This is a genomic window from Maridesulfovibrio sp. (assembly GCF_963677005.1).
In the GTDB taxonomy this organism is placed as follows: Bacteria; Desulfobacterota; Desulfovibrionia; order Desulfovibrionales; family Desulfovibrionaceae; genus Maridesulfovibrio.
In genome coordinates this window covers 3,673,797-3,688,036 of the sequence record NZ_OY781616.1, presented here as the reverse complement: position 1 = coordinate 3,688,036, position 14,240 = coordinate 3,673,797, and the positions used below count along the sequence as shown (strand labels likewise).

Below are 14,240 nucleotides of genomic sequence, written 5' to 3'. Positions count from 1 at the left end.
CGCAACTGGGATCAGCATCTAACCTTATGGCCAAAATATCCGGGCCGACACAAATGGAGACTCCGCATGTTTAAAGCCGTTGTCGGACAGGCTGAAGGAACGGACACCTCTAGAACCGTTGCCTGTGTTCTGTCCAGATGCAAGGAACAATTGGACGGGCTTAAACCGTCCGCAGGTATTATTTTCAGTGCCGACCATTTTGATCATGCTGTCACAGTACGCGAAATACTGAATGCTTTCCCCGGCCTGCAACTGACCGGATGCACCACGGACGGGGAAATGAGTTCCGCGCACGGATTCAGCCAGGACTCCATCTGCCTGATCCTGTTTGCCTCCGACACTATCTCCATGTCTGCCGGATATTCAGCCGAAATTTCGGGAAGACACAAAGAGGCAATAAGCGAAATACTGGCGGAAGCACTGCCCGGCCTTGACGGACCTCCGGCAGGCTGCATTGTTTTTGTGGAGACACGCCAGATGGTCAAAGGTTTCTGCATGAAGGAACTGCGCTCAGCGCTCGGTCCGGAATGCGTAATTACCGGGGGTATGGCCGGAACGGACGTTCTGAGTCCCTGCGGTCCGAAACTGTTCCATTCCTCCGGCCCATCCGAGCACGGTATGTCCATCCTCCTTTTTTCAGGCCCTCTGCGCATGGAAACCACAATCTGCAACAGCTGGGACCCGGTAGGTTACAAGGGGACGGTGGACAGCGCGGACGGAAACATAATCAACCGCATAGCCGGACGCCCGGCCCTTGAATTTTTCCGCGATGCCTTCGGCCCGTATGCCCGGCCTCTCCCGGAAATGCCTCTGGCCCTATTCGATGAAAACGGCCGCTACCACCTTAGATCAACCAGGGATTTCGATGAATCAGACGGCTCCATAACCACGGCGATAGCCATTCCCGAGGGCAGCACCATCCGGCTTACGGAAGCAACGCCGAGCAGACTGCTCTCAAACCTCAGGGAAAAGGTGGACGAGCTGTACCGCAGTATTGAGGGCCATTGGGCTCCACAGGCCGCCCTCTTGTTCTCGTGTACTTCCAGACGCTGGATTCTCGGCATGCGTACAAAGGAAGAACTGGTGCAGGCTCAGGAGGTGCTGCCGGAAAACATCCCCGTTTCGGGATTCTATACCTACGGAGAGATTGCCGCGCTTTCGAAGGGGCACAATCCCAGACTGCACAACTGCACACTTGTGGCACTGCTCATGGGAGAAGAAAATAATACCGCCACGGACTTTTGCCCGCACAAACGGAAAAGAACTTGTTCGACCCCGGCGGAACAGCAGGAGCTGATGGAGACAAAGCTCAGGCGGGCCGTGGAAAGCCAGCACCGCCTGGAAATGCAGAAGGAATCGTTCACCCACGTCCTCAAACGTACCAGCGCCGACCTTGCGGCAGCGAATAGCAAGATAAAGAAACACAACCTGATCATGAAGGAATCCCTGACCATGGCGCAGGAGGTACAGCAGAGTCTGCTGCCCAACTACAGCCCGCTGCTTGCAGGATTCGAAATTGTGGGCCGCAGCATCTCCTGCGATGAGACAGGCGGAGACTATCTGGATTACCTGCGCGACGAAACAGGACTCTCGGTTGTGGTTGGAGATGTAGCCGGGCACGGCGTGGCAGCGGCATTGGTCATGACCACCGCACGGGCCCTGCTGCGCATGCGGGAATACATGGGAGGCTCACCTCAGGAGCTCATTGAGGACCTCAACCGCCTTCTGACCGGAGATGTACGCATCAGCGGCAGATTCATGACCCTTTTCTACCTGCACATAAACCCGGCCGACCGGATGCTTACCTGGATCCGCGCCGGTCACGAACCGGCCCTGATATACTCGCCGGAAAAGGACGAATTCACGGAACTGGTAGGGGAAGGAATGGCCCTCGGGGTAATGGAGGAATTCGAATATTCCCAGCGCAGAACAGGCCCGCTTGATCCGGGTGATATCGTATTCATGAACACAGACGGGATTACCGAAGCCCGCAATCCTTCAGGAGAACTTTACGGACGCGAAAGGCTCAAGGATTTCATACGCCGGAATGCAGGAATGAGCGGACCGGAACTTCTCGAAGCCTGTTTTGAGGAAATAAAGAACTACCAGCAGGGACGGACTCCGGAAGACGATGAGACACTGGTGGTCATAAAAGTTAAACGGACCGAAACATCATCATAAAGTTTGATGCCTAGCTGGACATCGGCTGATATGTAAAAAGGAAGCTGAAAGCAAAGCCGTCCCTTGATTCCGGCAGGTTCTCCTGCACAAAGTTATACTGCTGCAACGGAAAAAGACAAATCAATCCCGCCTCTGATATGCGGAATGACAATAATATCCCGGCCGCAGCCGGACACGGAGCCCAATGAACATACTCTACTACGACTGCTTTTCAGGAATAAGCGGCGACATGAACATGGCCGCCATGATCGACCTCGGTGTTGACCCCGAACTGCTGAAATCAGAACTTTCCAAACTCGGTCTTGACGATGAATTCCGCCTCAGAATTTCCCGTGATTCCAGAAAAGGAATCTGCGGCACCCGCGTGGATGTCGAGCTTACTCCACACCATCACGAAGAGCATGATCATGCTCATGAACACGACCACGTACACTCAAAAGAGCATGAGCACTCACATGTACATACCCATGAGCACGTCCATACGCACGGCCACGAAGAGCATGAACACCATCATCATGAACACGGACAAGCGCATGGGCACGGGCACGGGCACGAACATAAACACGATCAAGGACACGCGCACCATCATCACGAACATAGAAACCTTGCAGACATTGAAAAAATAATCAATTCAAGCGATCTGGATGACTTGGTCAAGGAAACAAGTCTGGCAATATTCAAAAAAGTTGCCGAAGCTGAATCCAGAATACATGGAAAAGGGCTGTACGAGGTGCATTTCCATGAGGTCGGGGCAATAGATTCGATTGTGGACATCGTCGGCGCGGCCATCTGCTTCCACCAGCTCGATATAGACGAGGTCTGGTGTTCGCCCATTGAACTTGGCGGAGGATTCGTGGACTGCGCCCACGGCAGAATGCCGGTTCCATCACCGGCCACATGCGAAATTTTAAAGGAATGTCCCACCACCCGCGGAGCAGTGAAAAAGGAAACAGCAACCCCCACGGGGGCGGCCATACTTGCGGTGCTGACCGACAGATTCACTGATTCACCTTCCATCTCGCTGCAAAAAACCGCCTACGGGATAGGTCACCGGGATAACGAAATCCCGAACGTTCTGCGTGTGCAACTGGCAGAAACCGAAACAGCGGACATGCTGCCGGACTCTGTTCCCTCACGGCTGCTGCAGTGCAACATAGACGATATGACCGCGGAAATGCTCGGCGTGGCCATGGACCTGTTCATGGAAGAAGGGGCAAGAGACGTCCACTTCACCCCCATTGTCATGAAAAAGAACCGGCCTGCCACCACCCTGTCCATCCTCTGCAACGCCGAAGATGAAAACCGTTTCAAGCGGCTGATCTTCCGGCACACGACCACACTGGGAATCAAAAGCATTACCATCGAAAAGTCGGTACTTGATATTTCATTTGAGAAGCTGGAAACCCCGCTGGGCAGTGTGACCATGAAAAACGCCATTCTGGACGGAAAAGTCATCCGCTCAAAGCCCGAACTGGAAGACTGCCGGGAACTGGCCCAAAAACACAACATCCCTCTGGGAGAAGTCTATCTGCAGATCGGCAAATACAGAAAAATATGAACGACCTTGACGAAAAACATGAAAAACTGCAGACCGTCCTCGCAAGGACAGGCGGAGCGCTGGTAGCCTATTCCGCCGGCGTGGACAGCACCCTGCTCCTGCACGCAGCTTCACGGGTGCTTGGCGAAAGGGTCATGGCGGCAACGGTTGCAACGCCCTATGTGCCACAGCGGGAACTGGACGAGGCGGAACGTTTCATAACGGCCTCAGGCATCAAACACATTGTGATCAGCCTGCCCTTTCCGGAAGAGCTGCGCCTGAATCCGCCGGACCACTGCTATACATGCAAGAAACTCCTGTTCGGAAAAATGATCGAGACAGCGCAGGAATACGGTTTCCTCCATGTGCTGGACGGCACCAACACTGACGACCTCGGAGACTACCGGCCCGGACTCAAGGCCCTGCGCGAACTGGAAATAATAAGCCCCTTTGTGGAGGCCGGGTTGACCAAGGCCGAGATCAGGGAACTCTCACGCAGGGCCGGACTGCCTACCTGGAACAAACCGTCCTTCGCCTGTCTGCTTTCACGCATGCCCGTGGATACGCCGGTGAACGACCATGATCTGCGGCAGGTGGAAGAAGCGGAAAACCTGTTATCGGATCTGGGATTTCCTGCGGTACGCGTCCGCCATCACGGTGAAATTGCCCGCATCGAGGTTCCCAAAGACAGGATAACGGAGTTTGCCGAAGCAAATGAACTCCATGGTATTGATGCCGCGCTGAAAAAGATCGGCTATCATTTTGTAACACTGGACCTCGGCGGCTACAGCATGGGCAGCCTCAACCGCAAATGAATATGACGGGCGAATATCATGGATAATTCGGATGAAAGACTGAAAAAAATTCTGCAGGATGTCCGAGACGGGGGCATAGAGCCGGACCGGGCTCTGGACCTGCTCCGGGACCTCCCTTTTCAGGATCTGGGCCACACCAAAATCGACCATCACCGCAGCCTGCGCAACGGCTTCCCGGAAGTTATCTACGGGGCAGGCAAGACACCTGAACAGGTGGCGGAAATCTTCGCAGAAATGTGTACACGCAGCAACGTACTGGCAACCCGTATTCCCCCGGAAACGGCTGATTACGTTATTACAAGGCTTCCGGACGCGCAGTACAACCCATCGGCACGGACTCTGGTGTGCAGGACAGGGGAAGTAAAATACGGCCCCGGACATGTCGGCATAATCACCGCCGGAACATCGGATCTGCACGTGGCCGAGGAAGCCGCCGTGACCTGCGAAATGTTCGGTAACCGGGCCACCATAATTTCGGATATCGGCGTGGCCGGAATCCACCGGCTCTTTCACCGTATCGATGAAATAAGATCCTTTTCGGTTCTGGTAGTTATTGCTGGCATGGAAGGAGCCCTTTCCAGCGTCATCGGTGGACTAGTGGACCGGCCGATTATAGCCGTCCCGACCTCGGTTGGCTACGGAGCCAACTTTTCCGGTCTTTCCGCCCTGCTGGGCATGCTTACCTCCTGCGCCAGCGGAGTCACTGTGGTCAATATAGATAACGGCTTCGGTGCGGCCTGTGCGGCCTGCAAGATAAACCGGCTGCTCGAACACCATAGCGATAACGAGACAGAGGGGTGATCGCAAATACGAAAGGTTGCATTCTGTTAAGTGCGTCTAAGCAAGACTTAAGGAAACAAGCGCAGATAGGCATGCGTGAATTTCATACTGTTCTCAGCAACGCAGCAGATATTGATCCGTCAACAGCACGAAGCGGGCCCGGATTTTCATCCAGACCCGCCAGCAACTAAAGGGAGAGAGAGTATTATTATCCTATAGAAAATATCCTGCTCAGACTGAACACTTGAGTCCTCCGAGCATATTACCAAGTTGCGGGAGAAAAGGATCGGTTCTCACTTCGTACTCGTCAAAATCAATATAGACACCGGCGATTTTCGGGTTACTCTGAATTGTCATCCCACCAGCCTCAAAAGATACCAACATGGGGACCATCTCCTTGTCTCCGTCTCCGCAAAGCGAATCGCGGGATTCCGGAATGAAAGCGGCCTTGCGTCCCGAATAATGGGTTGCAGTTATGGAAGTCAGGGTCGTTACCAGACGGGTAACATTTCCCGAGCAGTCAAAAACCAGAGAATTGGTGTCTCCGTGAATTCCAACGGCATCAGGATCGTAGCAGGTAACCGTCCCCGCCGGAGTTTTTACCTGAACCGGTACGGCCGGCTCTACGGAAATAAGGCTTCCGTCCTGCCTGAAACTCATCCCTGTCCTGACTTTGAGTGATCCGGCGGGAGTCCCCACTGTCACAATTTCTCCGGGCCACAGGGTAACGGACCGCAGATCACCGCTTTCATAAAAACATATGCTGATGAGTTTGACAGAAATCGGCCCGGCAGGCGTGTCCAGTGCTATAGGAGTTGCAAGAGCCTCTTCATCCTCCTGCGCCCAGTAGCCGGAAAGTTTACCATTAAGCGGAAAGACCCGCTTGACGTGACCGGATTTATAAAAAGTGATCATCTCGGCGGGAATGATTCCGGCAGGGGTAAAGACCGGTGTTTTTTCCTCCAGCGACAGACTTCTCACATTGCCGTTTTCATGAAAATGTATTGCCTGCACAGTCTTGCGGCGCAGGTCATCTGTAGAATATTGCGGGACAAGTTCACCGGCCTCGGTGCTGAGTACACATCTGCCTACGGGAGAACAGGAGCGAACCGCGCCGCTCCCATAAGATTCTACAGGGCCGGCAACGGGAATGTCCCCGATATCAGTTACGCATAAATTCATTGACTGCCCTCCTTATTCCTAGGGAAATAGGGCCCTCTTTCCGGGAATTACTTTTTTTTAAACTTTTTCTGCTGAACGCGCCACTTGATCCCGGATGCACGCGCAGCCTGTTCCTGACCAGAAGATATGTTGCGGATGCCGCCACAACAAGCAGAACCAGAACGACTGTTACAGACGGTCTATGGTTCGTAAGGAATGCGGTGATGTCCATGATCGTCATACCCGTATCCTCCAGGATACAACAGTTCCGTGGCAACGGCTGAAGATGCCGCTGGGCAGGCAGAACCGATCGCCACTACGTGCGCCTGCTGCATGAGAGGCAGGCAGGCTGAATACGCAGGGCGGGCCATCATGGAAATCCAGAAAAAAATCATCAGTGCGCGTTTGAAAAGGCTCATGACAACACCTCGCCACTGCTTAACCGGATAAGTTCGCTACGAGTAAGGGGCCTGCTGAGACGGCACGAAAGCTGCCGCACAGCTTCTGTCAGTGAAGCGATATCGGCTCCGGCACTGTCCACCCCGCATTCGGACAAGGCAGACCTTACGGCAGCGCGCCCGCTTTTGCCTCCGACGGCAACCTTGCGCGAGGTGCCGACAGACTCGGGATTGTACGGTTCAAACAACTCCGGGAGCTTGCTGAGCGCGTGTGTGTGGAGTCCGGACTCACAAGCGAAAATATCAGTACCGACCACGGCCTTGGTCCTGGAAACAGGAACCCTCGCGGCAGAAGAAACAAACAGACAAACGTCTTTCAGAACTTCGGTAGAATAGCTATCCCTTCCGCCACGGATGGACAGGTGTGCGACAAGCTCCTCCGTGGCAGCTATTCCTGAACGCTCGCCGATTCCCATCACCGACACGTCCGCATAATCCGCACCGGAATCCAGAGCTGTTACTGAGTTGGCGGTAGCCATGCCGAAATCATCATGACAGTGAACGGCGATATCAATTTTTATTCTCGATCTGAACCTGGCTACAAGTTCAGCCATGGCAAGCGGAGTGAGTTGTCCAAGCGAATCCGAAAGCCTGACTCTGGATGCTCCGCAGACCTCCGCGTGCAGGGCCATGCTCATGGAAAAATCGGGATCGGCTCGCGAAATATCTTCAAGACCGACCGAGATATACTTGAAACCGGCTTCCCGGGCAGTGTGTATGGCTGCAGCGAGCTTACGCAGCATGGACTGACGGTCCGTGTCCAGACGTTTCTCAATATGCAGGTCCGAAACCGGGACGCCTATATTTATACGATCAACGGGAAGCTCGGCAGCAGCCAGTATATCCTTTTCCCTGCACGGGGACCAGACACTGAGATGCGTTCCATTAGCTGCACGGCTCAAATACCCGGCAAATTCGTGGATACCTTCCTGTCCGACCCAGCCCATCTCGATTTCATCCACGCCCATTTCAATGAGTCCGTCGGCAATGCGCTTGCGGGTTTCAACGTTGAAATATGCTCCGAACAGCTGCGCTCCTTCGCGCAAGGTGGTATCTATCAGCATTTTGTTATCCTCCACGGATTAAAACAGTTCACTTCTTCAGTGAAGCATAATTGATGCCAAAATCAATTTTCTGCGTAATACAATAAATACATAGAGTTCGAACGTTTATAACGCGATTTGTAACATTCAAAAATGTAGTTTCCTACACTTTTGTCCTCAATCTTCGTATTTTCGTACATTTTTGTACCCTCTTCGAAATTGCTTGTTTTGAGAAAACATCACTATATTTCAATATGTTATACGCAGCACTCATTTTTGGCACGCACCTTGCCTTAGGGACACTAAGCATCAACGACAACAATCCTAACAATATGGAGGACACAATGAGAAAAGTAGCTATCTACGGAAAAGGCGGAATCGGAAAATCCACCACAACCCAGAACACCGTTGCCGGTCTGGCAACCATGGGCCGCAAGGTCATGGTTGTTGGTTGCGACCCCAAAGCTGACTCCACTCGTCTGCTTCTCGGCGGCCTGGCTCAGAAATCCGTTCTCGATACCCTTCGTGAAGAAGGTGAAGATGTCGAGCTCGAGGATATCCGCAAGCCCGGTTACGGCGGAACCTGGTGTGTTGAATCCGGCGGCCCCGAACCCGGCGTAGGTTGCGCAGGACGCGGTATCATCACTTCCATCAACATGCTTGAAAACCTCGGCGCCTATGAAGAATCCGAAGGCCTTGACTATGCCTTCTATGATGTTCTCGGCGACGTTGTCTGCGGCGGATTCGCAATGCCTATTCGCGACGGTAAGGCAGAGGAAATCTACATCGTATGTTCCGGTGAAATGATGGCCATGTATGCAGCCAACAACATCTGTAAGGGTATCATGAAATACGCCGAATCCGGCGGTGTTCGCCTCGGTGGACTGATCTGCAACTCCCGTAACGTGGATAACGAAAAGGAAATGATCGAAGAGCTCGCCAAAAAGATCGGCACCCAGATGATCTATTTCGTTCCTCGTGACAACGACGTACAGCGCGCTGAAATCAACCGTAAAACCGTTATCGAATGGGATGATACCGTTCCTCAGGCCGAAGTCTACAAAGGTCTGGCAAACGCTATCGACAACAACGAAATGTTTGTTGTCCCCAAACCTCTTGAAATTGAAGAACTCGAACAGCTTCTTCTCGATTTCGGTCTCATGGAAGTCTAGTACACAGCAGCACCCCCCTATTCCAAAGCACACAAGGAGAGAAACACAATGATGATCATGGTGAGAGCAATTGTAAGACCGGAAAAAGCGGACGACGTCCTGGCAGCACTCATGGACAACGGCTTTCCCGCCGTAACCAAGTACTCTGTAGCAGGACGCGGGAAGCAGCGCGGCATCAAAATCGGCGAAGTTACTTACGATGAAATCCCCAAGACCATGCTTATGAGCGTAGTAAAATCCGAAGATAAAGACTTCGTTATCAATACCATCATGGATGCAGCCCGCTCCGGTACCAAAGGAGCCTTCGGCGACGGCAAGATCTTCGTAACTGAAGTTGAAGATGTTTACACCATCAGCTCCGGAATCAACGAAGCAGCCCCGGCTGAGGAGGCATAGCATGAAGGAAATCATCGCAATAGTGCGGATGAACAAGATGAACCGCACAAAGAAAGCCCTCACCGAAGCCGGTGTAGACGCCTTCTTCGCCCACGAAGCACAGGGCCGGGGAAAGGGATTCGTCAACACAGCGGTGCTTGAGGGAGCAGAACTCGGATACGAGGAGGCAGCGTCCGTACTCGGTGAAAAGGGGAACCTCTACCCCAAACGCATTGTAACCGCCGTTGTTCCGATGAAATCGTGGACGACGTAGTACAGGCAATCATGGAAGCCAACCGGACAGGAAAACCCGGTGACGGAAAAATTTTCGTCAGCTCCATGGGCGACTCAGTACGGGTCAGAACCGGTGAAACCGGCGCAAAGTCCATCGCTTAACCACCTCAGGAGAATATGAAATGACTACCAAGACCAAAGTGGTGCAGTGGGACCCGGCGGACATCAAGAACGAGCTTCTCAAGAAGTATCCGCCTAAAGTAGCCCGCAAACGCGCCAAGCAGATAATGATCAATGAAGCCACTGAAAGTGAAGCACCGCCGGAAATCGTAGCAAACGTACGTACCATCCCCGGCATCATCACCATGCGCGGCTGCACCTACGCAGGCTGCAAGGGCGTTATCATGGGCCCCACCCGCGACATCGTGAACATCACCCACGGCCCCATCGGCTGCGGCTTCTATTCCTGGCTTACTCGCCGTAACCAGACCGATGCAGGTCCCGACGGCGAAAACTATATGACTTACTGTTTCTCCACCGATATGCAGGACAAAGACATCATCTTCGGCGGAGAAAAGAAACTCGAAGCATCTATCCAGGAGGCATACGACCTCTTCCATCCCAAGGGGATATGCATCTTCTCCACCTGTCCGGTGGGCCTCATCGGTGACGACGTTCACGCCGTAGCCAGAAAGATGAAGGCAAAATTCGGCGACTGCAACGTCTTCGCCTTCTCCTGCGAAGGTTACAAGGGTGTATCCCAGTCCGCAGGTCACCACATTGCGAACAACGAAGTGTTCACACACCTGGTCGGATTAAACGAGGAGCCCCGCACCGAAGAATATAAAATCAACCTGCTCGGTGAATACAACATCGGCGGTGACGGTTTCGAGATTGACCGCATACTGAAAAAATGCGGTATCACCAACCTCGCAACCTTCTCCGGAAACTCCAGCTACGATCAGTTCGCATCGGCTCAGCACGCAGACCTCAGCTGCGTAATGTGTCACCGCTCCATCAACTACGTGGCTGACATGCTCGAAACCAAATACGGCATTCCCTGGATCAAGGTAAGCTTCATCGGTGCAGAGCCCACCGCCAAGTCCCTGCGCAAAATAGGCGAATACTTCGGCGACAAGAAACTCATCGACCGCATTGAAGAAGTCATTGCTGAAGAAATGCCTGAAATCCAGGCTGTAGCAGCGGAAGTACGCCCCCGTACCGAAGGCAAGACAGCAATGCTCTTCGTTGGTGGCTCCCGTGCTCACCACTATCAGGATCTGTTCGCAGAAATGGGCATGAAAACCCTTTCCGCAGGTTACGAGTTTGCCCACCGCGACGACTACGAAGGACGCCGCGTAATCCCCGATATCAGAGTGGATGCTGACTCCCGCAACATTGAGGAAATCGAAGTCGAAGCGGATGAAAAACTCTACAACCCCCGCAAGACTCCCGAAGAAATCAAAGCACTGGAAGACGCAGGTTACCAGTTCAAACATTATGAAGGTCTCAACACCGATATGGACAAGGGAACCATCATAGTCGACGACCTGAACCAGTACGAAGCTGAAAAACTGGTGGAACTCCTGAAGCCCGACCTCTTCTGCGCAGGCATCAAGGAAAAATTCTCCATCCAGAAGCTCGGTATCCCCATGAAACAGCTTCACAGCTACGATTCCGGCGGCCCCTATGCAGGCTTCAAGGGAGCAATCAATTTCTATAGAGAAATCGATCGCCTCGTGAACAGCAAGGTCTGGGGATACATGAAAGCCCCTTGGCAGGAAAAACCTGAACTCACCGCGACATTTGTGTGGGAATAAGGAGAATTTAAAATGTTACTCAGACACACACCCACAGAAATATCGGACCGCAGCACTCTCGTCATCAACCCGGCAAAGACCTGCCAGCCCATCGGCGCAATGTACGCCGCTCTGGGAATCAAGGGCTGCCTGCCCCATTCCCACGGTTCACAGGGCTGCTGTGCATACCACAGGTCCATGCTGACAAGGCACTATAAAGAACCCATTTCCGCAGCTACCAGTTCCTTCACTGAAGGTGCATCGGTTTTCGGCGGACAGGCCAACCTTATTCAGGCCATTAACAACATATTCACGGTTTACGATCCGGATGTAATCGCCATCCACACCACCTGTCTCTCCGAGACAATCGGTGACGACCTTGGACAGATCATCACCAAGGCTACCAAGGAAGGCAAAATCCCCGAAGGCAAGACCGTATTCGGTGCTCCCACCCCCAGTTACGTGGGTTCGCATGTCACCGGATTCTCCAACATGGTCAAGGCCATGGCCCAGCTCGCCGAGCCTACTTCCAAGAAGAACGGCAAGGTAAACATCATTCCCGGCTGGGTTGAACCGAGCGACATGGAAGAAATCAAACGCCTCTGCTCAATGATCGGCGTTGACATCACCATGTTCCCGGACACTTCCGGTGTTCTCAACGGTCCCCTGAACGGCGAATACAAGATGTTCCCCGACGGCGGTGTAACCATCAAGGAACTCAAGGAAGCAAGCCAGTCCATCGGAACAATCGCCATGGGCGAATGGTGTTCCGCAGACGGCGCACGCTGGCTGGATTCCAAGCATAAAGTGCCCTGCACCGTGCTGGATATGCCCTTCGGGCTCAAGGCCACCGACCGTTTCATAGATGTACTGCGCACCGTGGCCGGAGCATCCATCCCCGATTCGATCTCCTTCGAACGCGGACAGCTCGTGGACATGATCTCCGACATGCACCAGTACTTCTACGGCAAAAGGGTTGCCATCTACGGCGATCCCGACCAGCTCATCTCCATGGTCGAATTCCTGCGCTCCATCGACATGTGCCCCGTATACGTCATTACCGGTACTCCGGGCAAAAAGTTCGAAAAGCGCATCAAGGAACTCACTGCGGACATGCCTTACGAAGTCAAGGTCAAGGCCAAAGGCGATATGTTCCTGCTCCACCAGTGGATCAAGAACGAGCCTGTGGATCTGCTCATGGGTAACTCCTACGGCAAATACATGGCCCGTGACGAAGACATCCCCTTCATCCGCTGGGGATTCCCCATCACGGACCGCCAGGGCCATCAGTACTTCCCCACCGTGGGGTACAAAGGCGGCCTGCGTCTCCTGGAAAAAATACTCGGAGCGCTCCTGGATCGCCGGGACCGCGATGCTTCCGAAAAAACCTTCGATCTCGTCCTCTAATACATATACTTCCCTGCGGCGGCCTGTCCGCCGCAGGGACTAACCCGAATTTTTCCATTCCCCTCCGCAGGGGACCAGCGGCACAAGATTCAAATAACGGAGCCTGTTAGTTATGACTTCTTCCCCCACACACAATCCCACTGTTCACTGCAGCGCTTCGGTAAAAACATCTCCTGCCTGCATGAATCTCCCGGTAGCTCCCAGGGCAAACGCAAGAATCCGTTTTGCCTCCGATACCAAGGCAAATGCCGCCATATCTCCGATGGCAGCGGTAACCGCCCTTGAACAGCTCATAAGCGACGGCAAAAAAATAGATTGTGTCAGCATCGCAGGCCCCGGTGATCCCCTGACCGTATTTGACGCAACATATACGGCTCTCGCGCTGGTCAAAGCCAAATTTCCTGAAATGGCCTTAAGCATCTCCACCGTAGGTTTCGGAGGAGCATATTACGTTGACAAGCTGGCCGAACTGAAAATCTCCCACATCACTGTTCTGGTGGACGCGGTCGATTCCGGAATAGCCGCAGAACTTTATTCCTGGATTCGCCCGTCAACCAAAACAGTACCCCTTGCCGAAGCCTCGAAAATACTGGTCGAGGAACAGGCCGGGGCCATCAAGGCCTTCAAAAAGGCCGGACTAACCGTGAATATCAGTACCACTGTTTATCCTGCAAATGCAGGGCACATAGAAGAGATAGCCAAAACGGTCAAAGAATACGGCGCAGACATCATGTCCATATCACCTTTCGTCCCCGAGGAAGGCAGCAGCTTTTCCGCTGCATCCGATGAGCAGATTGAGTCCGCCCGTGTACTTGCCGCAAAGCATATTGAACTCATGGAACCGTGGGAAACATGCGGGGCGGAAGTTGAAGTTCCTCCGAGCAGCACCCTGCCCCGCCCCACGAGAGAACGTCCTAACGTGGCTGTGGCCAGCACTGCAGGAATGGACATAGACCTCCATCTCGGACAGGCCCACCAGCTTCTTATCTACGGCCGCCGGGAAGACGGTCTGGCCTGCCTGCTCGAAACAAGACCCGCTCCTGAACCCGGCGGTGGAAATTCCAGATGGGAGTCTCTTGCCGATACTCTGAGCGACTGTTTCGTGCTGCTGACATCCAGTGCCGGGGAAAACCCGAAACAGATACTGGAATCAAAGGGATTAAGGGTCATCATCTCCGAAGAGAACGTGGAAGGCACTGTAGATGTGCTCTACGGCGGAGGAAAGAAAGGAAAGAAGTGCAAAAACTAAGATCACTGCACCAGGACCCTGAAACATTT

The 14,240-nt window shown here is 53.4% G+C and carries 12 protein-coding genes and 1 pseudogene; 10 read left to right on the top strand and 3 right to left on the bottom strand.

All coding sequences use genetic code 11. From position 1 onward, the window contains the following. Positions 1–66 precede the first annotated feature (66 nt). The 4 genes from ACKU4E_RS16160 (at position 67) to larB (ending at position 5,334) form a co-directional block, all read left to right on the top strand. The gene (locus tag ACKU4E_RS16160) at positions 67–2,181 is read left to right on the top strand and encodes a SpoIIE family protein phosphatase (protein ID WP_320172110.1); all 2,115 of its coding nucleotides are present in this window, start codon (positions 67–69) and stop codon (positions 2,179–2,181) included. Between the two features lie 184 nt (positions 2,182–2,365). Next, complete coding sequence (larC, locus tag ACKU4E_RS16155; protein ID WP_320172109.1) at positions 2,366–3,739, top strand: nickel pincer cofactor biosynthesis protein LarC; 1,374 nt, start codon at positions 2,366–2,368, stop codon at positions 3,737–3,739. Beyond that, complete coding sequence (gene larE, locus ACKU4E_RS16150) at positions 3,736–4,533, top strand: ATP-dependent sacrificial sulfur transferase LarE (RefSeq protein ID WP_320172108.1); 798 nt, start codon at positions 3,736–3,738, stop codon at positions 4,531–4,533. Before larC ends, larE begins: the two co-directional genes overlap by 4 nt. An 18-nt stretch (positions 4,534–4,551) precedes the next feature. Then, positions 4,552–5,334: a nickel pincer cofactor biosynthesis protein LarB gene (gene larB / locus ACKU4E_RS16145; protein WP_320172107.1), complete on the top strand. Its 783-nt coding sequence runs from the start codon at positions 4,552–4,554 to the stop codon at positions 5,332–5,334. Between the two features lie 210 nt (positions 5,335–5,544). Here larB and ACKU4E_RS16140 read toward each other — a convergent pair whose 3' ends face one another. The 3 genes from ACKU4E_RS16140 to ACKU4E_RS16130 all read right to left on the bottom strand — a co-directional run bounded on the left by ACKU4E_RS16140 (position 5,545) and on the right by ACKU4E_RS16130 (position 7,996). Then, positions 5,545–6,495 (bottom strand): hypothetical protein, encoded by a 951-nt coding sequence (locus tag ACKU4E_RS16140; protein ID WP_320172106.1) that lies wholly within the window; start codon positions 6,493–6,495, stop codon positions 5,545–5,547. 179 nt (positions 6,496–6,674) lie between these two features. Next, the gene (locus ACKU4E_RS16135) at positions 6,675–6,893 is read right to left on the bottom strand and encodes a hypothetical protein (RefSeq protein WP_320172105.1); all 219 of its coding nucleotides are present in this window, start codon (positions 6,891–6,893) and stop codon (positions 6,675–6,677) included. Beyond that, on the bottom strand, positions 6,890–7,996 hold the full coding sequence (locus ACKU4E_RS16130) for a pyruvate carboxyltransferase (RefSeq protein ID WP_320172104.1): 1,107 nt from the start codon (positions 7,994–7,996) through the stop codon (positions 6,890–6,892). The genes ACKU4E_RS16135 and ACKU4E_RS16130 overlap by 4 nt, the downstream gene beginning before the upstream one ends. Before the next feature lie 323 nt (positions 7,997–8,319). On the opposite strand from ACKU4E_RS16130, the gene nifH reads away from it, so the two are divergent. The 6 genes and pseudogenes from nifH (at position 8,320) to ACKU4E_RS16100 (ending at position 14,211) form a co-directional block, all read left to right on the top strand. Beyond that, positions 8,320–9,147, top strand: coding sequence for a nitrogenase iron protein (nifH, locus tag ACKU4E_RS16125; protein ID WP_320172103.1), 828 nt, complete (start codon positions 8,320–8,322; stop codon positions 9,145–9,147). A 48-nt stretch (positions 9,148–9,195) separates the two neighbouring features. Next, the gene (locus tag ACKU4E_RS16120; RefSeq protein WP_320172102.1) at positions 9,196–9,543 is read left to right on the top strand and encodes a P-II family nitrogen regulator; all 348 of its coding nucleotides are present in this window, start codon (positions 9,196–9,198) and stop codon (positions 9,541–9,543) included. A gap of 1 nt (position 9,544) precedes the next feature. Next, positions 9,545–9,918, top strand: a pseudogene (locus ACKU4E_RS16115) (P-II family nitrogen regulator). 20 nt (positions 9,919–9,938) lie between these two features. Next, positions 9,939–11,576 (top strand): nitrogenase molybdenum-iron protein alpha chain, encoded by a 1,638-nt coding sequence (gene nifD, locus ACKU4E_RS16110; RefSeq protein ID WP_320172101.1) that lies wholly within the window; start codon positions 9,939–9,941, stop codon positions 11,574–11,576. Positions 11,577–11,588: 12 nt separating this feature from the next. Continuing rightward, the gene (nifK, locus tag ACKU4E_RS16105; RefSeq protein WP_320172100.1) at positions 11,589–12,962 is read left to right on the top strand and encodes a nitrogenase molybdenum-iron protein subunit beta; all 1,374 of its coding nucleotides are present in this window, start codon (positions 11,589–11,591) and stop codon (positions 12,960–12,962) included. 112 nt (positions 12,963–13,074) lie between these two features. Continuing rightward, the gene (locus tag ACKU4E_RS16100) at positions 13,075–14,211 is read left to right on the top strand and encodes a NifB/NifX family molybdenum-iron cluster-binding protein (protein ID WP_320172099.1); all 1,137 of its coding nucleotides are present in this window, start codon (positions 13,075–13,077) and stop codon (positions 14,209–14,211) included. The last annotated feature ends 29 nt before the right edge of the window (positions 14,212–14,240 follow it).